A 24,346-nucleotide genomic window follows, 5' to 3' on the forward strand; every position below is an offset into this window, starting at 1 on the left:
TAGACCATAATTAAAGTAGACTCTATTCTTTCGATGATAGAGCCAATGAAAAGAGTAAAGTTAAGATGAAATGTGGGGTTGTTAAGATGACCAATCATTATTATTCGGAAACACCTAGTGTTGAAAGTAATAGAAATCGTTTTACTTTCGATCTTAGAGGAAACGCGTTGCGATTTATTTCAGATGCAGGGGTATTTTCTAAAAAAGAGATAGACTTTGGGAGTCGTCTATTAATAGAGGCTTTTCAATTTCCTGATGTAGAAGGTGATCTCTTAGACATGGGGTGCGGCTACGGTCCCATTGGCTTAGCTTTGGCAAAAGAAAATAATGTTCGAACAGTCTACATGGCTGACATTAATGAACGTGCCGTACAGCTGTCAAAGGAAAATGCCGCTGAAAATAAAATTAGTAATGTTGAGGTTTTTCAAAGTAATCTTTTTGATGCAATTGAGAAGAACGACTTCGCTGCCATTTTAACAAATCCACCTATTCGGGCAGGGAAGGACACGGTACATCAAATCTATGAACAAGCACATGCGAGGTTAGTTTCGGGTGGGCAGTTATGGATTGTTATACAGAAAAAGCAAGGGGCGCCATCTACCATTGAAAAGTTAAAGACGTTATTTGCTACAGTTGAGGTTGTTGAAAAGAAAAAAGGTTATTTTATAATTCGCGCAGAAAAAAATTGACTATGATATTCAGTTGTGTTATTGTTATTTAATGCGTATAACTGCCAATTTTCAGACACATTTAGTAAAGTAAATCAAGTAAATTTTACTGTATAAAATGGATATGGTTGGTTATACTTATATAATCGTCGTAATGGTAGGAAATAGTTGCGATAACATTATTATCCAGCTACTCTTATAGCTCAATGGATATGATCCGTTGAGTGAAGAACATTATAATAAGCGAGATTTGAGGGGTGAATCAGTTGACAGGTCAACTAGTTCAGTATGGACGCCACCGCCAACGAAGAAGCTATGCGAGAATTAAAGAAGTATTGGAATTACCAAACTTAATTGAAATTCAAACTGCTTCTTATCAATGGTTTCTTGATGAGGGTTTGCGAGAAATGTTTCAAGACATCTCACCGATTCAGGATTTTACAGGGAATCTAGTCTTAGAGTTTATCGACTACAGTTTAGGAGAACCAAAATATCCAGTAGATGAATCAAAAGAACGAGATGTTACATATGCTGCTCCTTTGCGTGTGAAAGTTCGTTTAATTAACAAGGAAACTGGTGAAGTAAAAGAGCAAGAAGTATTTATGGGTGATTTCCCGTTAATGACGGAAACAGGTACGTTCGTTATTAATGGTGCAGAGCGCGTAATTGTTTCGCAGCTTGTTCGTTCACCAAGTGTTTATTATAGCGAAAAAATAGATAAAAACGGTAAGAAAGGGTTTACTGCAACTGTTATTCCTAACCGTGGAGCATGGTTAGAGCTTGAAACAGATGCCAAAGATATTGTGTATGTGAGAATAGATCGTACTAGGAAGATACCTGTTACGGTTCTTTTGCGTGCGCTAGGTTTTGGATCTGATCAAGAGATCATTGATCTTCTAGGAGAAGATGAGTACTTACGCAATACGTTAGAAAAAGATAACACTGATGGTACGGAAAAAGCGCTATTAGAAATTTATGAGCGTTTACGTCCAGGTGAACCTCCTACTGTAGATAATGCGAAAAGTCTATTAGAGTCAAGGTTCTTTGATCCGAAGCGTTATGATTTAGCGAGTGTAGGTCGTTACAAGATTAACAAAAAGCTTCACATTAAAAACCGTTTGTTCAACCAACGTCTAGCAGAAACATTAGTTGATCCTGAGACAGGTGAAGTAATTGCAGATGAAGGTACATTGCTAGATCGTCGTACACTTGATCGAATTATTCCATATCTAGAAAACAACGTAGGCTTTAAGCAAGTTGGGGTTTCTGGTGGAGTTGTAGAAGAAGGTGACGTGCAGCTTCAAGCGATTAAGATTTACTCTCCAGATGATCATGAAAATGAGCAGGTTATTCAAGTAATCGGGAATGGAATGGTGGAGCAAAGTGTAAAACACATTACACCGTCGGATATTATTGCTTCTATTAACTATTTCTTTAACCTATTACATAGTGTTGGGGATACAGATGATATCGACCACTTAGGTAACCGACGTTTAAGATCTGTAGGTGAGTTACTACAAAATCAGTTCCGTATCGGTCTTTCAAGAATGGAAAGAGTAGTGCGTGAACGTATGTCAATTCAGGATCCAAATATGATTACGCCACAAGCGTTAATTAATATCCGTCCAGTAATTGCGTCAATTAAAGAGTTCTTTGGAAGCTCTCAGTTATCTCAGTTCATGGACCAAACTAATCCTTTAGCTGAATTAACACATAAACGTCGTTTATCTGCATTAGGGCCAGGTGGTTTAACACGTGAGCGTGCTGGGTTTGAAGTACGTGACGTTCACTATTCTCACTATGGTCGTATGTGTCCAATTGAAACACCTGAGGGACCAAACATCGGGTTAATCAACTCACTTTCGAGTTATGCGAAAGTAAACGAGTTTGGCTTTATGGAGACACCATACCGTCGTGTTGACCCTGAGACTGGAAAAGTAACGGCACAAATTGATTACTTAACAGCTGACGAAGAAGATAACTACATCGTAGCCCAAGCGAATATGAAGCTTGGTGATGATGGATCTTTCTTAGATGAAAATATTATCTCCCGTTTTAAAGGGGAAAACATTGTTGTATCTAGAGAGCGCGTCGATTACATGGATGTATCTCCTAAACAGGTAGTTTCAGCAGCGACTTCTTGTATACCGTTCTTAGAAAACGATGACTCGAACCGTGCACTTATGGGTGCGAACATGCAACGTCAAGCAGTTCCGTTACTTCGTCCTGAATCGCCGATTGTTGGTACAGGAATGGAGCACGTATCTGCAAAAGACTCTGGTGCAGCGATTGTAGCTAAGCACCGTGGGCTTGTTGAACGTGTTACAGCTCGTGAAGTTTGGGTTCGTCGTCTAGAAGAGGTAGACGGAAAAGAAATTAAAGGTGATTTAGATAAATATCGTCTTCAAAAATTTGTTCGTTCTAACCAAGGAACGTGCTATAACCAAGTACCGATTGTCAGTGAAGGAAACATCGTAGAAAAACGTGAAATCGTTGCAGATGGTCCTTCAATGGAATTAGGTGAAATGGCTTTAGGTCGTAACGTTATGGTCGCATTCATGACTTGGGAAGGTTATAACTATGAGGATGCGATTATTCTAAGTGAGCGTTTAGTTAAAGATGATGTATATACATCTGTTCATATTGAAGAGTATGAGTCTGAAGCTCGTGATACGAAGCTCGGTCCAGAAGAGATTACACGTGATATTCCTAACGTTGGTGAAGATGCACTTAAAAACCTTGATGAGCGAGGAATTATTCGTGTAGGGGCTGAAGTAAAAGACGGTGATATTCTCGTTGGTAAAGTAACTCCTAAGGGGGTAACAGAACTAACAGCAGAAGAAAGACTTTTACATGCGATCTTCGGTGAAAAGGCCCGAGAAGTTCGTGATACATCATTACGTGCACCACATGGTGGAGACGGGATTGTACTTGATGTAAAAATCTTTAACCGTGAAGACGGCGATGAATTACCTCCAGGTGTTAACCAATTAGTAAGGGTTTATATCGTTCAAAAACGTAAAATTCATGAAGGTGACAAGATGGCGGGTCGCCATGGTAACAAAGGGGTTATCTCAAGAATTTTACCAGAAGAAGATATGCCTTATTTACCAGATGGTACACCGGTGGACATCATGTTAAACCCTCTAGGGGTACCTTCTCGTATGAACATCGGACAAGTGCTTGAACTTCACATAGGAATGGCAGCACGTTACTTAGGAATCCACGTGGCTTCCCCGGTATTCGATGGTGCAAGTGAAGAAGATGTTTGGGAAACTCTTGAAGAAGCTGGTATGGCTCGAGACGGTAAAACAGTATTGTTTGATGGACGTACGGGTGAGCCTTTAGATAACCGTGTATCTGTAGGGATCATGTATATGATCAAACTTGCTCACATGGTTGATGATAAACTACATGCTCGTTCTACTGGACCATACTCACTCGTGACGCAACAACCACTAGGTGGTAAAGCACAATTCGGTGGTCAGCGTTTTGGTGAGATGGAGGTTTGGGCACTTGAAGCTTACGGTGCTGCTTATACATTACAAGAAATCTTAACGGTTAAGTCCGATGACGTAGTAGGACGTGTTAAGACGTATGAAGCCATCGTTAAAGGTGAAAATGTACCAGAACCAGGAGTGCCAGAATCATTTAAAGTATTAATCAAAGAGCTTCAAAGTTTAGGAATGGACGTTAAGATGTTATCTAGTAACGAAGAAGAAATTGAAATGCGTGAACTGGATGATGAAGACGAACAGGCGAATGAGAAGCTAAATTTAAATATTGAAACGACAGAATCTAATGGCTAAATAGATTAGAGGCTTTAAGAGGATAACTTACTTGAGATTAAGTAGTGCTGTTTTTAGACTATCATAATCATTTAAGTTGTCCTCACCATTTCAACCTTAAAAACCTTAAGATGGAAAGGGAGGTTGGCCCCTTGATAGATGTAAATAATTTTGAGTTTATGAAGATTGGTCTCGCTTCACCTAACAAGATCCGCTCTTGGTCACGTGGAGAAGTAAAGAAACCAGAGACAATTAACTATCGTACGCTCAAACCTGAAAAAGACGGCCTATTTTGTGAAAGAATTTTCGGTCCTACAAAAGACTGGGAATGTCATTGTGGTAAATATAAGCGTGTACGCTACAAAGGTGTTGTATGTGACCGATGTGGTGTTGAAGTTACTCGTGCTAAAGTTCGTCGTGAGAGAATGGGTCATATTGAATTAGCGGCACCAGTTTCTCATATATGGTATTTTAAAGGAATCCCTAGTCGTATGGGTCTTGTCCTTGACATGTCTCCACGTTCACTTGAAGAAGTTATTTATTTTGCTTCTTATGTTGTTACGGAACCAGGCGATACGCCATTAGAGAAAAAACAACTACTTTCTGAGAAAGAATATCGTACATATCGTGATAAATATGGACGTTCTTTCACTGCGCAAATGGGAGCAGAAGCGATTAAGAAGTTACTTGCTGATATCGATCTTGATAAAGAAGTAGACATTCTTAAAGAAGAGCTTGCTACTGCACAAGGTCAACGCAGAACGAGAGCTATTAAGCGTCTTGAAGTTCTTGAAGCTTTTAGACATTCAGGAAATGAACCTTCTTGGATGATCCTAGATGTACTTCCTGTTATTCCACCAGAATTGCGTCCAATGGTTCAGTTAGATGGTGGTCGTTTTGCGACTTCAGATTTAAACGATCTTTATCGTCGTGTAATAAACCGTAATAACCGTCTAAAGCGTCTATTAGATTTAGGTGCTCCAAATATTATCGTACAAAATGAAAAACGTATGCTACAAGAGGCTGTAGATGCGTTAATTGATAACGGACGTCGTGGTCGTCCAGTTACAGGACCAGGAAACCGGCCATTAAAATCACTTTCTCACATGTTAAAAGGAAAGCAAGGACGTTTCCGTCAAAACCTTTTAGGAAAACGTGTAGACTACTCTGGCCGTTCGGTTATCGTTGTAGGTCCAAACTTAAAAATGTATCAGTGCGGACTTCCTAAGGAAATGGCTTTAGAGTTATTTAAGCCATTTGTAATGAAAGAGTTAGTAAGTAAAGGTTTAGCACACAACATCAAAAGTGCCAAGCGTAAAGTTGAACGTATTCAACCTGAAGTTTGGGATGTGCTAGAAGAGGTAATTAGAGAGCATCCGGTCCTACTAAACCGTGCCCCAACTCTTCACAGATTAGGTATTCAAGCATTCGAACCGACACTTGTTGAAGGTCGTGCGATTAAACTTCATCCATTAGTTTGTACGGCATATAATGCTGACTTTGATGGTGACCAAATGGCTGTTCACGTACCTTTATCAGCTGAAGCGCAAGCTGAAGCTCGTTTATTAATGCTAGCTGCTCAGAACATCCTTAATCCTAAGGATGGTAAACCAGTAGTTACACCTTCACAGGATATGGTATTAGGGAACTATTACCTAACGTTAGAAAGAGCTGGAGCCAAAGGTGAAGGTTCAATCTTTAAAGACCCTAACGAAGCGTTAATTGCATATCAAAATGGGTATGTTCACTTACACAGCCGAATTGCAATTCCGGTTGCTTCACTAAATAAAACAACGTTTTCTGAAGAGCAATATAGTATGCTTTTATTGACGACGGTGGGTAAGATTATCTTCAATGAAATTCTTCCAGAATCGTTCCCATATGTTAATGAACCAACTGGGAAGAACTTAGAAGAAGCATTACCTGAAAAATATATGGTTCCAATGACAACAAATGTAAAAGAAGTTTTTGCAGAGCGTGACATTGTAGCACCATTTAAAAAAGGTTTCTTAGGGAATATCATTGCTCAAGTATTTAAACAGTTTAAAATTACAGAGACTTCCAAAATGCTTGACCGCATGAAAGACCTTGGTTTCAGATATTCAACGAAAGCAGGTATTACAGTAGGTGTAGCTGACATCGTTGTATTAGCTGAAAAGAAAGAAATCTTAGCGAAGGCTGAAGAAAAGGTAGAGCGTGTAGTTAAGCAATTCCGTCGAGGTTTAATTACAGAGGAAGAAAGATACGATCGAGTCATCTCAATTTGGAGTGAAGCCAAAGATATCATTCAGGAAAAACTAATGAAATCTTTAGATCACCTTAACCCAATCTTTATGATGAGTGACTCTGGTGCCCGTGGTAACGCATCTAACTTTACACAGTTAGCAGGAATGCGTGGTCTAATGGCCAATCCGTCTGGTCGTATTATCGAGTTACCGATTAAATCAAGTTTCCGTGAAGGTTTAACAGTATTAGAGTACTTTATCTCTACGCATGGTGCTCGTAAAGGTCTAGCCGATACAGCATTAAAAACAGCAGACTCAGGTTACCTAACTCGTCGTCTTGTTGACGTTGCACAAGATGTCATTGTCCGAGAAGATGACTGTGGTACAGACCGTGGACTTGTTGTTGAAGCGATTAAAGAGGGAACAGAAGTGATCGAGAATTTATATGATCGTCTTGTAGGACGCTTCTCGTTCCAATCTATTCGTCATCCAGAGACTGGTGAAACTCTTATTGATAAAAACGAATTAATTGACGAAGATATCGCGAAAAACATCGTTGATTCAGGAGTCGAAAAGGTTACGATTCGTTCCGTATTTACATGTGATACTCGACATGGCGTTTGTAAAAAGTGTTATGGACGTAACTTGGCCACTGGTAGTGATGTCGAAGTTGGTGAGGCAGTCGGTATTATCGCTGCACAATCAATTGGTGAGCCAGGAACACAGCTTACGATGCGTACCTTCCATACAGGTGGGGTAGCAGGGGACGATATTACTCAAGGTCTTCCGCGTATTCAAGAGTTGTTTGAAGCTCGTAACCCTAAAGGTCAGGCTGTGATCTCTGAAATTGAAGGAACGGTTGTTTCTGTAAATGATAGCTCAGACAAACGCGAAGTTGTTGTTCAAGGGGAAATGGAAACTAGAAACTATGCGATCCCTTACGGTGCGAGAATTAAAGTAATCGAAGGAGATGCACTAGTTCCGGGTCAAAGTATTACGGAAGGTTCGATTGACCCTAAAGAACTTCTACACGTAAAAGGTGTAAAAGGTGTTCAAGAATACTTGCTTCGTGAAGTACAAAAAGTTTATCGTATGCAAGGGGTAGAAATTGGTGACAAACACGTCGAAGTAATGGTCCGTCAGATGTTAAGAAAAATTAGAGTCGTTGACAACGGTGAAACAGCTGTTCTTCCAGGTGCTCTAATTGATATCCACCAATTTAATGATGAAAATGAAAAAGTACTTCTTGAAGGTGAACGTCCTGCAACAGGTCGTCCGGTGTTATTAGGTATTACGAAAGCTTCATTAGAAACAGAATCGTTCTTATCAGCAGCATCATTCCAAGAAACGACAAGAGTTCTAACTGATGCCGCGATTAAAGGTAAGAGAGATGAATTACTAGGCCTTAAAGAAAATGTAATTATTGGTAAACTAGTTCCGGCCGGAACAGGAATGACACGTTATCGTAACCTGAAAATCATTTCTGAACACGATAAACAGGAAGAACTAGACCAATTAGAGCCGATGGAAGAAGTTGCAGCACCAGAATAAATTTATAAATCAGAGTTGACATCGTAAATTTAGAGTGATATTATATCGTAGTGTGCCTGAGAAACCCTGTAGCTTTGGAGGATTTAAAAGATGTCTTATGAAAAAGTGACACAGGCAGAAAATGTTGTCATAGGTACTAAACAAACGATCAAAGCTCTCGAACAAGGGAACGCAATAGAGGTCATCATAGCCAATGACGCTGATGCTAGAGTTGTTACTAAGGTTCAATTGTTAGCTCAGAAAAAAGGCGTACCGATAACAGCAGTTGATTCCATGAAGAAACTTGGAAAAGTTTGTGGAATTGATGTTGGAGCTGCCACTGTAACACTGACAAAGTAATAACGTTTTTGCCAATGTGATGTCGATCGCTTGGCAAAAACTTTACTTTTGTTTAAAAAAGAACCACCAGGATCAGTGGTCTTAACAATTTCTTTACGAAAGGAGGAAAAACAATGCCTACTATTAATCAACTTATCCGTAAGGGACGTCAAGCGAAAGTTAAGAAGTCAGACTCTCCTGCATTAAACAAAGGTTATAACAGCTTTATTAAAGCTCAAACTAACCAGTCTTCACCGCAAAAGCGTGGTGTATGTACTCGTGTAGGTACAATGACGCCGAAGAAGCCGAACTCAGCTCTTCGTAAATATGCTCGTGTACGTTTAACGAACGGAATTGAGGTTACTGCATACATTCCAGGTATCGGTCACAACTTACAAGAGCACAGTGTTGTTCTAATTCGTGGTGGACGTGTAAAAGACTTACCAGGGGTACGTTATCATATCGTACGTGGTGCTCTTGATACAGCAGGAGTTCAAAATCGTATGCAAGGTCGTTCTAAGTATGGAACAAAACGTCCAAAAGAAGCTAAGAAATAATAAAAAATAGGTTTACAAGACGAAAGGAGGGGAAATAATGCCTCGTAAAGGACCAGTAGCAAAGAGAGATGTTTTACCAGATCCTCTTTATAATTCAAAATTAGTAACTCGCCTTATCAACCGTATCATGGTTGACGGTAAGAAGGGTGTTGCTGAAAGCATCCTTTATAACGCTTTTGAACTAGTAAAAGAGCGTAGCGGAAATGACCCTATGGAAGTTTTCGATCAAGCGTTAAAAAATATCATGCCAGTTCTTGAAGTTAAAGCACGCCGTGTAGGTGGAGCTAACTATCAAGTACCTATCGAAGTTAAACCTGAGCGTCGTACTACGTTAGGACTTCGTTGGTTAGTAAACTATGCTCGTCTTCGTGGAGAAAAAACGATGGAAGAGCGTTTAGCTAACGAAATTCTTGATGCAGCAAACAACACTGGTGCATCAGTTAAGAAACGTGAAGACACGCATAAGATGGCTGAAGCTAACAAAGCGTTTGCTCACTATCGTTGGTAAAATCAAGACAAAAAATATTCTAATAATCATTTTAATGATTGAAAGGAGAAATACACTATGGCAAGAGAGTTCTCCTTAAAGAATACACGTAATATCGGCATCATGGCCCACATTGATGCCGGTAAAACTACAACAACAGAACGTATCTTATTCTACACTGGTCGTATTCATAAAATTGGTGAAACTCATGAAGGTGCATCTCAAATGGACTGGATGGCACAGGAGCAAGAACGTGGTATTACAATCACTTCAGCTGCGACTACTGCCCAATGGAAAGGTCACCGAGTTAACATTATTGATACACCAGGTCACGTAGACTTCACTGTAGAAGTAGAACGTTCTTTACGTGTGTTAGACGGAGCGGTTGCAGTACTTGATGCACAATCAGGTGTTGAACCTCAAACTGAAACAGTATGGCGTCAAGCCACTACTTATGGTGTACCACGTGTTGTTTTCGTAAACAAAATGGACAAGACGGGTGCAGATTTCTTGTATTCATTAAAAACATTGCATGACCGACTAGGTGCAAATGCGCATCCAATTCAATTACCAATTGGTGCTGAAGACGAGTTCCATGCAATTATTGACTTAGTAGAAATGAAAACCAGATTCTATGCGAATGACTTAGGAACAGAAATCACTGAAGGTGAAATTCCTGAAGAGTATAAAGCTCAAGCGGAAGAATACCGTACTAGGTTAATAGAAGCTGTTGCTGAACAAGACGAAGAGTTAATGATGAAATACTTAGAAGGTGAAGAAATTACGATTGAGGAACTAAAAGCAGGAATTCGTACTGCTACTTGTTCTGTTAACTTCTTCCCAGTTATTTGTGGTACAGCATTCAAGAACAAAGGTGTTCAATTAATGTTAGATGCTGTTCTAGATTACTTACCATCACCGCTAGATGTACCGGCTATTAAAGGTATCTTACCGGATTCTGAGGAAGAAACAACTCGTGAATCAAGTGATGAAGGTCCGTTCTCTGCTTTAGCATTTAAAGTTATGACTGACCCTTATGTTGGTAAGCTTACATTCTTCCGTGTATATTCTGGAACATTAGACTCAGGTTCTTATGTTGTTAACTCAACAAAAGGTAAACGTGAACGTGTTGGACGTATTCTTCAAATGCATGCTAACAGTCGTGAAGAGATTTCAACAGTATATGCTGGTGATATCGCTGCTGCAGTTGGTCTTAAAGATACAACAACTGGTGATACTCTATGTGATGAAAAGAATCAAGTTATTCTTGAATCAATGGAGTTCCCAGAACCAGTAATTTCACTTTCTGTTGAACCAAAGTCAAAAGCTGACCAAGACAAAATGGGTATGGCTCTTGCTAAACTTGCAGAAGAAGATCCAACATTCCGTACACATACAGATGAGGAAACTGGCCAAACAATCATCGCTGGTATGGGTGAGCTACACCTTGATATCATCGTTGACCGTATGCGTCGTGAATTCAAAGTTGAAGCTAATGTTGGTGCTCCTCAAGTATCTTACCGTGAAACAATCCGTAAAGCGGCTAAAGTTGAAGGTAAGTTCGTTCGTCAATCGGGTGGACGTGGACAATACGGACACGTTTGGATTGAATTTGAACCACTTGAAGAAGGTGCTGGATTCCAATTTGAAAACAAAGTTGTTGGTGGTGTTGTTCCTCGTGAATACATCCCAGCTGTTCAAGCTGGAATTGAAGAAGCATTACAAAATGGTATGCTTGCAGGCTACCCACTATTAGATTTAAAAGCTACAATCTTTGATGGTTCATACCATGATGTTGACTCAAATGAGATGGCATTTAAGATTGCAGGTTCTATGGCTCTTAAAAACGCAAAATCACATTGTGCTCCAGCAATTTTAGAGCCAATGATGAAAGTAGAAGTAGTAGTTCCAGAAGAGTATATGGGTGACATCATGGGTGATGTTACTGCTCGTCGTGGACGCGTTGAAGGTATGGAAGCTCGTGGGAACGCACAAGTAGTACGTGCAATGGTTCCACTTGCTGAAATGTTCGGATATGCTACTTCTCTACGTTCACGTACACAAGGACGTGGAAACTACACAATGCACTTTGATCACTATGAAGAAGTACCAAAGAGCGTTTCTGAAGAAATCATTAAGAAACAAACTGGACAATAAAATCCATTAAAGATTGTTTCTTAAATAAGTTTATTGTAAGCTAAGAAAGGTGATAATATATGGGTATTTCACCTTTCATATCCATAATAATTGATATGTATTTAAGGGAGGAAAAGTAAAATGGGAAAAGCTAAATTTGACCGTTCGAAAACACATGCTAACATTGGTACAATCGGACACGTTGACCATGGTAAAACTACTTTAACAGCTGCTATTACAACTGCTTTAGCTAAAAAAGGTGGAGCGGAAGCTCGTGCATATGATCAAATCGATGGAGCTCCAGAAGAGCGTGAGCGTGGAATCACAATCTCAACTGCACACGTTGAGTATGAAACTGAAACACGTCACTATGCACACGTTGACTGCCCAGGACATGCTGACTACGTTAAGAACATGATCACTGGTGCTGCACAAATGGATGGTGCGATCTTAGTAGTATCTGCTGCTGATGGTCCAATGCCACAAACTCGTGAGCATATCTTACTTTCTCGTCAAGTAGGTGTTCCTTACATCGTTGTATTCTTAAACAAATGCGACATGGTTGACGACGAAGAACTACTTGAGTTAGTAGAAATGGAAGTTCGTGACCTTCTTAATGAGTATGACTTCCCTGGTGACGATGTACCAGTTATCCAAGGTTCTGCTCTTAAAGCTTTAGAAGGAGACGAAGCTTGGGAAGCTAAAATCTATGAGCTAATGGATGCTGTAGATTCTTACATCCCAACTCCAGAGCGTGATAATGAAAAGCCATTCATGATGCCAGTTGAGGATGTATTCTCAATCACTGGTCGTGGTACAGTTGCTACTGGACGTGTTGAGCGTGGGCAAGTTAAAGTTGGTGAAGAGATTGAAATCATCGGTCTTGCTGAAGAGTCTAGCAAAACTACAGTAACAGGAGTAGAAATGTTCCGTAAGCTTCTTGACTATGCTGAAGCTGGTGACAACATTGGTGCACTTCTTCGTGGTGTATCTCGTGATGACATCCAACGTGGTCAAGTACTTGCTAAGCCAGGTACAATCACTCCACACACAAAGTTCAAAGCTGAGGTTTATGTACTTTCTAAAGAAGAGGGTGGACGTCACACTCCATTCTTCACAAACTACCGTCCACAGTTCTACTTCCGTACAACTGATGTAACTGGTATTTGTAACCTTCCTGAAGGTGTAGAAATGGTTATGCCTGGTGACAACATCGAAATGACTGTTGAACTAATTTCACCAATCGCGATTGAAGAAGGAACTAAATTCTCAATCCGTGAAGGTGGACGTACAGTTGGAGCTGGCGTTGTAGCTTCAATCCAAGAGTAATTAAGATATAAGAAGTTCCTCGATATAATCGGGGAACTTTTTTTCTACTAAAAAAGAGAGCTTGTACATATAAGAAACATTCGATGTTTATTGTGTAAGTGATTGTTCATAATAATTACGAGTTAATACATTAATGGTGGGAACTTGTAAGGTACCCTATTACTAAGATGAAGGAAATGTGTGATTAACTTTGTATGTAGTGTTATTCCATGTTACTCACAGGCTTTTAGCTGGATATAAATATTATTGATTACAGTGAATTCCTTTTCATGCATAGCAGATTGTAAATCGTTCAACTTTAACAGAATGATCTTTGCCAAAGTTAACGGAACCTCCACCTATTTTTCAGAACTCTTTATCCTCGTGTCATCATGGATCATAATGTTTTTTGTTAAATATGTGTAACATATAGAAGGTTCTTTTGGATATTGGGTTTACATATTAAATGGATGATAATAATGGAAGATATAAACTTGATAACATGACTTGAATTTAGTTGATTATGTCTATATAATAGTAAAAGTGTGATCGACAGAAAAATATACTTGCATTTACTTGATAAGTTATATATAATATTGAATGTTGGTCTGTGACAGCGATGATGCGAAAGGTTGCTGACACACCCGGCCCCATTGCCATGGCAGGGTGTGAGGAAATTTTCGCGGAGTATGTCTGTTTATTAAAATGGACGATAAAGGAGGGGCTTAAATGGCAAAACAAAAAATTCGCATCCGTCTTAAAGCTTACGATCATAGAATCCTTGATCAATCGGCAGAGAAAATTGTAGATACAGCGAAGCGTTCTGGGGCTAGTGTTTCTGGACCGATCCCGCTTCCAACTGAAAAGAGTGTGTATACAATTCTTCGTGCGGTACACAAGTATAAAGATTCTCGTGAGCAATTCGAAATGCGCACGCATAAGCGTTTAATCGATATTGTTAACCCAACACCACAAACTGTTGATGCATTAATGAGATTAGACCTGCCATCTGGCGTTGATATCGAAATCAAACTTTAATATTAACATATGTAAAGTTTGGTTAGTTCATTAATACATTTCGTAAATTTAACTATAAAATAATGGCAAAAAAATATATTGAGTGAAAACACAGGAGGTGTGACTAATGACCAAAGGAATCTTAGGGAAGAAAATCGGTATGACTCAAGTGTTTGCAGAAAACGGTGATGTAATTCCTGTAACTGTAATTGAAGTTACTCCGAACGTTGTTCTTCAAAAGAAAACTGTTGAAAATGATGGTTATGAAGCAATTCAATTAGGTTTTGATGATCAAAAAGCTAACCGTGTGATTAAGCCTGAAAAAGGACACGCTGACAAAGCAAACACAGCACCTAAGCGCTTCGTGAAAGAAATTCGAAACGTAGAACTTACTGCGTTTGAAGTTGGTCAAGAAGTCAAGGCAGACGCATTTAACGTAGGTGACGTAGTAGACGTAACAGGAACTTCAAAAGGGAAAGGTTTCCAAGGTGCGATCAAGCGCCACAACCAATCTCGTGGACCTATGTCTCACGGTTCTCGTTATCATCGTCGCCCTGGTTCAATGGGTCCTGTAGCTCCAAACCGAGTATTTAAAGGTAAAGCTTTACCTGGACGCATGGGTGGAGAGCAAATTACAGTACAAAATTTAGAAATCGTTAAAGTAGATACAGATCGTAACCTTCTTTTAGTAAAAGGTAATGTACCAGGTGCTAAAAAGAGCTACGTAACTGTTAAAAGTGCGGTTAAAAACGACTAACGTTTAATGGAAAGGAGGACACATCATGCCTAAAGTAGCATTATTTAATCAATCCGGCTCACAAGTTGGGGATATTGAATTATCTGATGCAGTATTTGGTATTGAACCAAATGAGCATGTTCTACATGACGCAGTAGTCATGCAACAAGCATCTTTACGTCAAGGTACTCATAAGACAAAAGGACGTTCTGAAGTACGCGGCGGTGGAAGAAAGCCATGGCGCCAAAAGGGAACTGGACGCGCTCGTCAAGGGTCAATCCGTTCACCACAATGGGTAGGTGGAGGAGTAGTATTTGGTCCAACACCACGTGATTACGGTTATAAATTACCTAAAAAAGTACGCCGTTTAGCAATCAAGTCAGCTCTTTCTAGTAAGGTAAAGGCTGCTGAGATTGTTGTTCTAGAAGAATTAGCATTAAACGCACCAAAAACAAAAGAAATGGTTGCGATCTTATCGAACTTATCTGTAGATCGTAAAGCATTAATTGTAACTGCCGACTACAATGATGCTGTAGCATTATCTGCTCGTAACATTCCAGGTGTATCATTTGTTTCTGCTGAAGGAGTAAATGTACTTGATGTTCTTAAGCACGATAAGCTAATCATTACTAAAGGTGCAGTTGAAAAGGTAGAGGAGGTGCTAGCGTAATGTCAAACGCTCGTGATATCATTAAGCGCCCCGTAATTACAGAACGTTCAACTGATTTAATGTCTGAGAAGAAGTACACGTTTGAAGTGGACACTCGCGCGAATAAAACTGAAATTAAGAGTGCAATTGAAGAGATCTTTGGAGTGAAAGTGCAGAAAGTTGCTACGATGAACTACAAAGGTAAATTCAAGCGTTTCGGTCGTCACGCAGGGTATACTGCAAAACGCAAAAAAGCAATTGTTACATTAACACCAGAAAGCAAAGAATTAGAATTCTTTGAAGGTGTATAAGTTTAACAGAGAAGGAGGGAAATCAAGATGGCGATTAAAAAGTATAAACCGACCAGTGCCGGTCGTCGTGGAATGTCAGTACTAGATTTTTCAGAAATCACAACTGACAAACCAGAAAAGTCATTATTAGCGCCTTTACACAATAAAGGTGGTCGTAATAATCAAGGTAAATTAACTGTACGTCATCAAGGTGGCGGACACAAACGTAAGTATCGTATTATCGATTTCAAACGCAACAAAGATGGTATTCCAGGCCGCGTTGCTACGATCGAATACGACCCAAACCGTACAGCTAACATTGCACTAATCAACTATGCTGATGGTGAAAAGCGTTACATCATCGCTCCAAAAGGATTAAAAGTTGGAATGACTATCGAGTCAGGTGCAACTGCAGATATTAAAGTAGGGAACGCTCTTCCTTTAATTAATATTCCTGTTGGTACAGTTATCCACAATATCGAATTGAAGCCTGGTAAAGGTGCACAATTAGTACGTTCTGCTGGTGCAGAAGCTCAACTTCTTGGTAAAGAAGGAGATTACGTATTAGTTCGTTTAAAATCAGGTGAAACTCGTTATATCTTATCAACTTGTCGTGCAACAATCGGTTCTGTAGGAAACGATGAGCATGAACTAGTTAACATTGGTAAAGCAGGTCGTTCTCGTTGGTTAGGTAAGCGCCCAACTGTTCGTGGATCTGTAATGAACCCTAACGATCACCCACACGGTGGTGGTGAAGGTCGTGCTCCAATCGGACGTAAATCACCAATGTCTCCTTGGGGTAAACCAACACTTGGTTACAAAACACGTAAGAAAAACAAAGCTTCAGATAAGTACATTGTACGTCGTCGCAAAAAATAACGGGGTTGTTTCACGGTTCATTCGAACCGTGGGTCAATCACGAAGGGAGGTTTATTCATGGGCCGTAGTTTAAAAAAGGGACCTTTTGTCGATGATCATTTAATGAAGAAGGTCGAAGTTATGAACGAAAACAATGAGAAAAAGGTTATTAAAACTTGGTCTCGTCGTTCAACTATTTTCCCTGAGTTTATCGGGCATACAATTGCAGTTTACGATGGTCGTAAACATGTTCCAGTATATGTTTCAGAAGACATGGTCGGACACAAACTAGGTGAATTCGCACCTACACGTTCGTATAAAGGTCATGCAGCTGATGACAAGAAAACAAGACGTTAATTAAGAGGGGAGGTCCTTGACAATGCAACAAGCTAAAGCTGTAGCTAAACAAGTGCGTGTGGCTCCTCGTAAAGTTCGTCTAGTTGTGGACTTAATCCGAGGAAAGCAAGTCGGTGAAGCAATCGCTATCCTGCGCCATACACCAAAAGCTGCTTCTCCAATTGTAGAAAAGCTTTTAAATTCTGCAATCGCAAACGCAGAGCACAATTATGAAATGGAACCAAATAACTTATATATCAGTGAAGCATTCGTTGATGAAGGCGTTACTTTGAAACGCTTCCGTCCACGTGCAATGGGTCGCGCTAGCCGTATTAACAAGCGCACAAGCCACATTACAATCGTCGTTTCAGAAAAGAAGGAGGGATAAGCGTGGGTCAAAAAGTCAATCCGGTAGGACTTCGTGTCGGTGTCATTCGTGACTGGGAGTCAAGATGGTACGCTGAAAAGGACTATGCAGACTTACTACACGAAGATATTAAAATTCGTGAGTACATCGAAAAACGTTTAAAAGATGCATCTGTATCTAAGATCGAAATCGAACGTGCTGCAAACCGTGTAAATGTAACTGTTCATACGGCTAAGCCTGGAATGGTTATCGGTAAAGGTGGTTCTGAAGTAGAAGCACTTCGTAAAGCTTTAAATGAACTAACTGGTAAAAGAGTTCATATCAATATCTTTGAGATTAAAAATGCTGATTTAGATGCTAAATTAGTAGCTGAAAACATTGCTCGTCAATTAGAAAACCGTGTTTCTTTCCGTCGTGCAATGAAGCAAGCACTACAACGTACTATGCGTGCTGGTGCTAAAGGAATTAAAACACAAGTATCAGGTCGTCTAGGTGGCGCTGATATCGCTCGTGGAGAACACTATAGCGAAGGTACTGTTCCACTTCACACGCTTCGTGCAGACATCGATTATGGAACTGCAGAAGCAGATACAACTTACGGTAAATTAGGCGTTAAGATCTGGATTTATCGTGGTGAAGTCCTTCCAACGAAAGGAACGAAAAAAGAGGAAGGGGGCAAATAATTATGTTATTGCCAAAACGTGTAAAATACCGTCGTGAACACCGTGGTAAAATGCGTGGTCGTGCAAAAGGCGGAACGGAAGTTCATTTCGGTGAATATGGTTTACAAGCGCTAGAAGCTTCATGGATTACTAACCGTCAAATTGAGGCAGCGCGTATTGCAATGACACGTTACATGAAACGTGGCGGTAAAGTTTGGATTAAAATTTTCCCTTCTAAACCTTATACTGCAAAGCCTTTAGAGGTTCGAATGGGTTCTGGTAAAGGTGCTCCTGAAGGATGGGTAGCAGTAGTAAAGCCAGGGAAGATTATGTTTGAGATTTCTGGAGTATCTGAAGAGGTAGCACGTGAAGCATTACGTTTAGCTTCTCACAAGTTACCTGTTAAATGTAAATTTGTAAAACGCGAAGAAGTGGGTGGTGACGCAAATGAAAGCTAATGATCTTCGTAACCTAACGACATCTGAAATTGAACAAAAAACGAAGTCACTTAAAGAAGAATTATTCAACCTTCGCTTTCAATTAGCGACTGGCCAGTTGGATAATCCAACCCGCATTCGTGAAGTTCGTAAGGCAATTGCTCGTGCAAAAACAGTGTTGCGCGAGAGAGAACTTGGGATTAACAACGGCTAATTTGAGAGGAGGTTTGCTTAAATGGAACGCAACCAACGCAAAGTGTACATCGGACGCGTAGTTTCAGATAAAATGGATAAAACAATTAGTGTTCTTGTTGAGACATATAAGAAAGATCGTTTATATGGGAAACGCGTAAAGTACTCTAAAAAGTTCAAGGCCCATGATGAAGAAAACACAGCTAAAGTTGGCGATATTGTTAAGATTATGGAGACTCGTCCATTATCTAAAGACAAACGCTTCCGTTTAGTAGAAGTAGTAGAAGAAGCAGTTATTATCTAACTTATTCTTTTTAACCTGAAGGGAGGTAAGATCGTATGATTCAACAGGAGAGTCGTTTAAAAGTTGCTGACAACTCTGGAGCTCGTGAAGTTCTATGTATTAAAGTTTTAGGTGGTTCAGGCCGTAAAACTGCTAACGTCGGTGACATTATCGTTTGTTCTGTAAAACAAGCAACACCAGGCGGCGTTGTCAAGAAAGGTGACGTTGTTAAGGCGGTTATCGTTCGTTCTAAGAGCGGCGTACGTCGTACAGACGGATCTTACATTAAATTTGATGAAAACGCAGCGGTAATTGTACGTGATGACAAAGGTCCTCGTGGAACTCGTATCTTCGGACCAGTTGCACGTGAGCTTCGTGAAAAGCAATTTATGAAAATCGTTTCTTTAGCTCCGGAAGTACTATAATATACATCATCCCTTTTATAAGGAGGTGCGATGATTACATGCACGTTAAAAAAGGCGACACAGTAAAAGTGATATCTGGTAAAGATAAAGGTAAACAAGGCGTTATTTTAGAAGCATACCCTAAGAAGGACCGTGTACTTGTTGAAGGTGTTAACATTGTTAAAAAACATGCTAAACCTTCTCAAGATAACCCTCAGGGTGGGATTGTAAGCAAAGAAGCTGCAATTCACGTTTCTAACGTAATGATTATTGACCCTAAAACGGGCGAACCAACTCGTATTGGTTATAAAGTAGAAGATGGTAAAAAAGTACGTATTGCGAAAAAATCTGGCGAAGCACTAGATAAGTAGTCAGTGTTGAAAGGAGGTCAATCGTATGACTCGTTTAAAAGAGAAGTATAAAAGTGAGATCGTTTCTTCTTTAGTTGAAAAGTTCAACTACCCATCAGTAATGGGAGTGCCTAAAGTAGAAAAGATCGTTATTAACATGGGTGTTGGTGATGCTGTTGCTAACCCTAAAGCTTTAGACAAAGCAGTTGAAGAACTTACACAAATCGCTGGTCAAAAGCCGTTAATTACAAAAGCAAAAAAATCAATCGCAGGATTCAAGTTACGTGAAGGTATGCCGATCGGTGCGAAAGTTACACTACGCGGTGAGCGCATGTACGATTTCTTAGATAAATTAATTACAGTTTCATTACCACGTGTACGTGACTTCCGTGGGATCTCGAAAAAAGCTTTCGATGGTCGTGGAAACTACACACTAGGTGTGAAAGAACAATTGATCTTCCCTGAAATCGATTATGATAAAGTTGATAAAGTACGTGGTATGGATATCGTTATTGTAACGACTGCTAACACGGATGAAGAAGCTCGTGAGTTATTAACACAAATGGGCATGCCATTCCAAAAATAATCGGCTAAGCCGAAGAGGAGGGAAAACTTTGGCGAAGAAATCAATGATCGCAAAACAGAAACGCCAGCAGAAGTACAAAGTACAAGAGTACACTCGCTGCGAACGTTGCGGACGCCCGCATTCTGTAATGAGAAAGTTTAAATTATGCCGTATTTGCTTTAGAGAACTTGCTTATAAAGGTCAAATTCCTGGCGTTAAAAAAGCTAGCTGGTAAACCCTTAAATGGGAAGGAGGTAATATAGATGGTCATGACAGATCCTGTTGCAGATTTGCTAACTCGCATCCGTAATGCGAACGTAGTTCGTCACGAGAAATTAGAAGTACCTGCTTCTAACATCAAAAAACAAATCGCTGAAATCTTAAAGCGTGAAGGTTTCATCCGTGACTTTGAATATATCGAAGATAACAAGCAAGGTGTTATTCGTATCTTCTTAAAATACGGTGCAAACAACGAGCGAGTTATTACTGGATTAAAACGTATTAGTAAGCCTGGACTACGTGTATACGCAAAAGCTACGGAAGTACCACGCGTATTAGGCGGTTTAGGTATTGCTATCGTTTCAACATCTAAAGGTATTATGACAGATAAAGATGCACGTCAACAACAAGTAGGCGGAGAAGTTTTAGCTTACGTTTGGTAATCAATAAAGGTAAGATTGGAGGTGTAAGATATGTCACGTATTGGTAAGAAACCAATTGAAGTTCCAAGTGGAGTAACAGTTACTCTTAACGACAACGTAATTACAGTTAAAGGACCTAAAGGTGAACTTAGCCGTAATGTACACCCAGAAATGGATGTTAAAGTAGAGGAGAACCAAATTGTTATCGAACGTCCAAGTGATAACAAGGAACACCGCTCTTTACACGGAACAACTCGTAGTATCGTTAGTAACATGGTTGAAGGTGTAACAAAAGGATACGAAAAGGGACTAGAGTTAATCGGGGTAGGTTACCGTGCAACCAAATCTGGCTCGAAATTAGTATTAAACGTAGGTTACTCTCACCCAGTAGAGATCGAGCCTGAGCAAGGTATCGAAATCGAAGTTCCTTCTAATACAAAAGTACTTGTTAAAGGTATCGATAAAGAGCGTGTAGGTGCTATTGCAGCTAACATCCGTTCTGTACGTTTACCTGAGCCTTATAAAGGAAAAGGAATCCGTTATGAGGGTGAATATGTACGTCGTAAAGAAGGTAAAACTGGTAAATAATAAATAGTTAACGGAAAGGAATGACGTTCAATGATTACGAAGCCTGACAAAAATTTGGCGCGTAAGAAAAGACATGCTCACGTTCGTCGCACGATCACAGGTACTCCTGAACGTCCACGTTTAAATGTTTTCCGTTCTTCTAAACACATTTACGCACAGCTAATTGATGATGTGAACGGTGTAACATTAGCATCTGCGTCAAGTTTAGATAAAGAACTTAACTTAGAGAACGGTGGAAATAAAGAAGCAGCTAAAGCTGTTGGAGAACTTGTAGCTAAGCGTGCAGTTGAAAATGGGCACACGACTATCGTATTCGACCGTGGGGGTTATTTATATCACGGACGTGTTCAAGTATTAGCTGATGCAGCTCGTGAAGCTGGATTACAATTTTAATGTAAAAAGGAGGGAAACTAAATGCGTATCGATGCAAATACGTTGGAGCTTGAAGAAAAAGTTGTTGCCGTTAACCGCGTAGCTAAAGTAGTAAAAGGTGGACGTCGTTTCCGCTTTGCTGCATTAGTAGTTGTTGGTGATAAAAACGGTCATGTCGGCTTTGGAATGGGTAAAGCTCAAGAAGTTCCTGAAGCGATTCGTAAAGCAATTGAAGATGCAAAGAAGAACTTAATTGAAGTACCTGTAGTTGGTACAACAATTCCACACCAAATCTTAGGTCACTTCGGTGCAGGACGTGTATTACTTAAGCCAGCATCAGAGGGTACTGGGGTTATCGCTGGTGGACCTGTACGTGCAGTACTAGAGCTTGCAGGTGTTGGTGATATTCTATCTAAATCATTAGGATCAAATAACCCTATTAATATGGTTCGTGCAACTATGGAAGGTCTTAAAGAACTTAAGCGCGCTGAAGAGGTTGCTAAATTACGTGGTAAATCAGTAGAAGAACTGCTAGGATAAGGAGGGAAAAGACGTGGCTAAAAAGTTAGAGATTACCCTCACTAGAAGTGTTATCGGACGTCCTGAGGACCAACGTATTACTGTAAAAACTTTAGGCTTACGCAAGATGCATCAAACTGTAGTGCAACAAGATAACGCTGCTATTCGTGGTATGGTTAACAAAGTAGCACATTTAGTAACAGTTAAAGAAATCGATGCGTAATTGAAACTTACTTAAGAGGAGGTGGCAACATGAAACTTCATGAGTTGAAACCTGCAGAAGGGTCTCGCAAGGTACGTAACCGCGTTGGACGTGGTATCGGTTCTGGTAACGGTAAAACAGCTGGTCGTGGACACAAAGGGCAAAATGCACGTTCAGGTGGAGGAGTTCGTCCAGGATTTGAAGGTGGGCAAAACCCAATCTTCCGTCGTTTACCAAAACGAGGATTCACAAACCCTACTCGCAAAGAGTTTACGATTGTAAACCTTGAGACGCTAAACCGTTTTGATGCAGGAACTGAAGTTACACCTGAGCTATTAATCGAAACTGGTGTAGTTAAGAACGTTAAGGATGGTATTAAGATCCTTGGTAACGGCAAGCTTGAGAAGCAACTTACAGTTAAAGCTAATAAGTTCTCTGCTACTGCTGTAGAAGCTATCGAAGCTGCTGGCGGAAAAACTGAGGTGATTTAATGTTCCGGACGATCTCCAACATTATGCGCGTTGGTGACTTAAGACGAAAGGTTATCTTCACACTATTAATGCTTATTGTATTTCGGATCGGTACATTTATTCCTGTACCGGGTTCGAATAAAGATGTTTTAAATTTCTACGATCAAGCAAATGCTTTTGGATTTTTAAATACATTTGGCGGTGGAGCATTAGGTAACTTTTCGATTTTTGCTATGGGAATTATGCCGTATATCACCGCATCCATTGTTGTACAGTTACTTCAAATGGATGTAGTGCCTAAGTTTGCAGAATGGGCAAAACAGGGTGAAGCAGGTCGTCGGAAATTGGCTCAAGTCACTCGTTATGGAACAATTGTGTTAGGTTTTATACAAGCACTAGGAATGTCTATTGGTTTCAATACGATCTTCCCAGGATTAATTCCTAACCCAACTGTTCCTACCTATTTATTTATTGCACTCGTACTTACGGCGGGAACGGCATTTCTAATGTGGCTTGGGGAACAAATCACTGCAAAAGGAGTCGGTAACGGTATATCGATTATCATCTTTGCAGGTATAGCTGCTGGTATTCCAAATGCTGTGAACCAAATTTATGCTATACAAATTGAAAATGCTGGCGAACAACTGTTTTTAAGCATTGTCACAGTATTACTTTTACTTCTTGCAGTGCTTGCGATTATTGTAGGAGTAATATACGTTCAACAGGCTTTACGTAAAGTACCAGTTCAGTATGCAAAGCGTCTTGTTGGAAGAAGTCCTGTTGGCGGACAGTCAACGCATCTACCAATTAAGGTAAATGCAGCTGGGGTTATTCCTGTAATTTTTGCTTTATCATTATTTATGTTTCCACCAACGATCGCTGGTTTCTTTGGTGGCGAAAATACAGTAGCTCATTGGGTTGCAACTATTTTTGATATTAATAACCCGTACGGCATGATACTTTATGCATTGCTCATCATTGGGTTTACTTATTTCTATACGTTTATTCAGGTTAATCCTGAGCAATTAGCAGACAATCTGAAGAAGCAAGGCGGTTATATCCCTGGTATACGACCAGGAAAGACGACGCAGGAATATATTACACGTATCCTGTATCGACTGACACTAGTTGGAGCATTATTCTTAGCTGTTGTCTCAATTATTCCAGTCTTCTTTACGGCTTTCATGGGATTACCTCCTGCGATTCAAATTGGCGGAACTGGATTATTAATTGTCGTTGGTGTAGCATTAGATACGATGAAACAAATTGAGAGTCAGTTAATTAAACGTCATTACAAAGGATTCATAAAGTAACTAGAAACTAAGGGAAAAAGTAGTTTCCCTTAGTGTTATAGTTATCAATTCGGTAAT

The 24,346-nt window shown here is 40.0% G+C and carries 30 protein-coding genes; all 30 read left to right on the forward strand.

Annotated features, from left to right (window positions below; genetic code table 11):
* The first annotated feature begins 86 nt into the window (after nucleotides 1–86).
* Nucleotides 87–689, forward strand: a complete 603-nt coding sequence (locus AC2VNP_RS19755) for a class I SAM-dependent methyltransferase (RefSeq protein WP_486918986.1) — start codon at nucleotides 87–89, stop codon at nucleotides 687–689.
* Between the two features lie 245 nt (nucleotides 690–934).
* Nucleotides 935–4,477, forward strand: coding sequence for a DNA-directed RNA polymerase subunit beta (rpoB, locus tag AC2VNP_RS19760; protein WP_486918987.1), 3,543 nt, complete (start codon nucleotides 935–937; stop codon nucleotides 4,475–4,477).
* A 131-nt stretch (nucleotides 4,478–4,608) separates the two neighbouring features.
* Nucleotides 4,609–8,232 carry a DNA-directed RNA polymerase subunit beta' gene (gene rpoC / locus AC2VNP_RS19765; protein WP_486918988.1) on the forward strand — a complete coding sequence of 1,208 codons (3,624 nt, stop codon included), beginning with the start codon at nucleotides 4,609–4,611 and terminating at the stop codon, nucleotides 8,230–8,232.
* Nucleotides 8,233–8,322: 90 nt separating this feature from the next.
* The gene (locus AC2VNP_RS19770) at nucleotides 8,323–8,571 is read left to right on the forward strand and encodes a 50S ribosomal protein L7ae-like protein (protein ID WP_486918989.1); all 249 of its coding nucleotides are present in this window, start codon (nucleotides 8,323–8,325) and stop codon (nucleotides 8,569–8,571) included.
* Between the two features lie 113 nt (nucleotides 8,572–8,684).
* A complete protein-coding gene (rpsL, locus tag AC2VNP_RS19775) occupies nucleotides 8,685–9,107 on the forward strand; it encodes a 30S ribosomal protein S12 (protein ID WP_216831088.1) in 423 nt (140 codons plus the stop codon).
* Between the two features lie 37 nt (nucleotides 9,108–9,144).
* The gene (rpsG, locus tag AC2VNP_RS19780) at nucleotides 9,145–9,615 is read left to right on the forward strand and encodes a 30S ribosomal protein S7 (RefSeq protein ID WP_216831087.1); all 471 of its coding nucleotides are present in this window, start codon (nucleotides 9,145–9,147) and stop codon (nucleotides 9,613–9,615) included.
* 57 nt (nucleotides 9,616–9,672) lie between these two features.
* Nucleotides 9,673–11,751 (forward strand): elongation factor G, encoded by a 2,079-nt coding sequence (gene fusA / locus AC2VNP_RS19785; protein ID WP_486918990.1) that lies wholly within the window; start codon nucleotides 9,673–9,675, stop codon nucleotides 11,749–11,751.
* A 120-nt stretch (nucleotides 11,752–11,871) separates the two neighbouring features.
* Nucleotides 11,872–13,059: an elongation factor Tu gene (tuf, locus tag AC2VNP_RS19790; protein ID WP_275120355.1), complete on the forward strand. Its 1,188-nt coding sequence runs from the start codon at nucleotides 11,872–11,874 to the stop codon at nucleotides 13,057–13,059.
* 708 nt (nucleotides 13,060–13,767) lie between these two features.
* Nucleotides 13,768–14,076, forward strand: a complete 309-nt coding sequence (gene rpsJ / locus AC2VNP_RS19795) for a 30S ribosomal protein S10 (RefSeq protein WP_275120356.1) — start codon at nucleotides 13,768–13,770, stop codon at nucleotides 14,074–14,076.
* A gap of 106 nt (nucleotides 14,077–14,182) precedes the next feature.
* Complete coding sequence (rplC, locus tag AC2VNP_RS19800) at nucleotides 14,183–14,812, forward strand: 50S ribosomal protein L3 (protein ID WP_486918991.1); 630 nt, start codon at nucleotides 14,183–14,185, stop codon at nucleotides 14,810–14,812.
* Between the two features lie 25 nt (nucleotides 14,813–14,837).
* A complete protein-coding gene (gene rplD, locus AC2VNP_RS19805) occupies nucleotides 14,838–15,461 on the forward strand; it encodes a 50S ribosomal protein L4 (RefSeq protein ID WP_486918992.1) in 624 nt (207 codons plus the stop codon).
* On the forward strand, nucleotides 15,461–15,751 hold the full coding sequence (rplW, locus tag AC2VNP_RS19810) for a 50S ribosomal protein L23 (protein ID WP_275120359.1): 291 nt from the start codon (nucleotides 15,461–15,463) through the stop codon (nucleotides 15,749–15,751). The genes rplD and rplW overlap by 1 nt, the downstream gene beginning before the upstream one ends.
* Nucleotides 15,752–15,778: 27 nt before the next feature.
* Complete coding sequence (gene rplB, locus AC2VNP_RS19815) at nucleotides 15,779–16,609, forward strand: 50S ribosomal protein L2 (RefSeq protein WP_486918993.1); 831 nt, start codon at nucleotides 15,779–15,781, stop codon at nucleotides 16,607–16,609.
* Between the two features lie 57 nt (nucleotides 16,610–16,666).
* Nucleotides 16,667–16,945: a 30S ribosomal protein S19 gene (gene rpsS / locus AC2VNP_RS19820; RefSeq protein WP_216831080.1), complete on the forward strand. Its 279-nt coding sequence runs from the start codon at nucleotides 16,667–16,669 to the stop codon at nucleotides 16,943–16,945.
* Nucleotides 16,946–16,967: 22 nt separating this feature from the next.
* Nucleotides 16,968–17,312, forward strand: a complete 345-nt coding sequence (rplV, locus tag AC2VNP_RS19825) for a 50S ribosomal protein L22 (RefSeq protein WP_275120361.1) — start codon at nucleotides 16,968–16,970, stop codon at nucleotides 17,310–17,312.
* A gap of 2 nt (nucleotides 17,313–17,314) precedes the next feature.
* A complete protein-coding gene (rpsC, locus tag AC2VNP_RS19830; protein ID WP_275120362.1) occupies nucleotides 17,315–17,974 on the forward strand; it encodes a 30S ribosomal protein S3 in 660 nt (219 codons plus the stop codon).
* A 2-nt stretch (nucleotides 17,975–17,976) separates the two neighbouring features.
* Nucleotides 17,977–18,411 (forward strand): 50S ribosomal protein L16, encoded by a 435-nt coding sequence (rplP, locus tag AC2VNP_RS19835; RefSeq protein ID WP_017729591.1) that lies wholly within the window; start codon nucleotides 17,977–17,979, stop codon nucleotides 18,409–18,411.
* Entirely contained in the window at nucleotides 18,401–18,604 is a 204-nt protein-coding gene (gene rpmC / locus AC2VNP_RS19840) for a 50S ribosomal protein L29 (RefSeq protein ID WP_209125354.1), read from the forward strand. Before rplP ends, rpmC begins: the two co-directional genes overlap by 11 nt.
* Before the next feature lie 21 nt (nucleotides 18,605–18,625).
* A complete protein-coding gene (rpsQ, locus tag AC2VNP_RS19845) occupies nucleotides 18,626–18,886 on the forward strand; it encodes a 30S ribosomal protein S17 (protein WP_275120363.1) in 261 nt (86 codons plus the stop codon).
* A gap of 35 nt (nucleotides 18,887–18,921) precedes the next feature.
* On the forward strand, nucleotides 18,922–19,290 hold the full coding sequence (gene rplN / locus AC2VNP_RS19850; protein ID WP_209125324.1) for a 50S ribosomal protein L14: 369 nt from the start codon (nucleotides 18,922–18,924) through the stop codon (nucleotides 19,288–19,290).
* Nucleotides 19,291–19,328: 38 nt separating this feature from the next.
* Nucleotides 19,329–19,640, forward strand: a complete 312-nt coding sequence (gene rplX / locus AC2VNP_RS19855; protein ID WP_216831078.1) for a 50S ribosomal protein L24 — start codon at nucleotides 19,329–19,331, stop codon at nucleotides 19,638–19,640.
* A gap of 25 nt (nucleotides 19,641–19,665) precedes the next feature.
* Nucleotides 19,666–20,205 carry a 50S ribosomal protein L5 gene (gene rplE / locus AC2VNP_RS19860; protein WP_275120364.1) on the forward strand — a complete coding sequence of 180 codons (540 nt, stop codon included), beginning with the start codon at nucleotides 19,666–19,668 and terminating at the stop codon, nucleotides 20,203–20,205.
* 28 nt (nucleotides 20,206–20,233) lie between these two features.
* Nucleotides 20,234–20,419 (forward strand): type Z 30S ribosomal protein S14, encoded by a 186-nt coding sequence (locus AC2VNP_RS19865; RefSeq protein ID WP_075388582.1) that lies wholly within the window; start codon nucleotides 20,234–20,236, stop codon nucleotides 20,417–20,419.
* A gap of 28 nt (nucleotides 20,420–20,447) precedes the next feature.
* Nucleotides 20,448–20,846, forward strand: coding sequence for a 30S ribosomal protein S8 (rpsH, locus tag AC2VNP_RS19870; protein WP_209125326.1), 399 nt, complete (start codon nucleotides 20,448–20,450; stop codon nucleotides 20,844–20,846).
* A gap of 30 nt (nucleotides 20,847–20,876) precedes the next feature.
* Nucleotides 20,877–21,413, forward strand: a complete 537-nt coding sequence (rplF, locus tag AC2VNP_RS19875) for a 50S ribosomal protein L6 (protein ID WP_486918994.1) — start codon at nucleotides 20,877–20,879, stop codon at nucleotides 21,411–21,413.
* A gap of 30 nt (nucleotides 21,414–21,443) precedes the next feature.
* Nucleotides 21,444–21,806, forward strand: a complete 363-nt coding sequence (gene rplR / locus AC2VNP_RS19880; protein ID WP_486918995.1) for a 50S ribosomal protein L18 — start codon at nucleotides 21,444–21,446, stop codon at nucleotides 21,804–21,806.
* Between the two features lie 21 nt (nucleotides 21,807–21,827).
* Nucleotides 21,828–22,325 (forward strand): 30S ribosomal protein S5, encoded by a 498-nt coding sequence (gene rpsE, locus AC2VNP_RS19885; protein WP_486918996.1) that lies wholly within the window; start codon nucleotides 21,828–21,830, stop codon nucleotides 22,323–22,325.
* A gap of 13 nt (nucleotides 22,326–22,338) precedes the next feature.
* The gene (gene rpmD / locus AC2VNP_RS19890) at nucleotides 22,339–22,527 is read left to right on the forward strand and encodes a 50S ribosomal protein L30 (RefSeq protein WP_275120368.1); all 189 of its coding nucleotides are present in this window, start codon (nucleotides 22,339–22,341) and stop codon (nucleotides 22,525–22,527) included.
* A 29-nt stretch (nucleotides 22,528–22,556) separates the two neighbouring features.
* The gene (gene rplO / locus AC2VNP_RS19895; RefSeq protein ID WP_216831072.1) at nucleotides 22,557–22,997 is read left to right on the forward strand and encodes a 50S ribosomal protein L15; all 441 of its coding nucleotides are present in this window, start codon (nucleotides 22,557–22,559) and stop codon (nucleotides 22,995–22,997) included.
* Entirely contained in the window at nucleotides 22,997–24,289 is a 1,293-nt protein-coding gene (gene secY, locus AC2VNP_RS19900; RefSeq protein WP_486918997.1) for a preprotein translocase subunit SecY, read from the forward strand. Before rplO ends, secY begins: the two co-directional genes overlap by 1 nt.
* Nucleotides 24,290–24,346: the final 57 nt, after the last annotated feature.

The sequence above is a fragment of the Alkalihalobacterium sp. TH-98 genome, assembly GCF_057473385.1.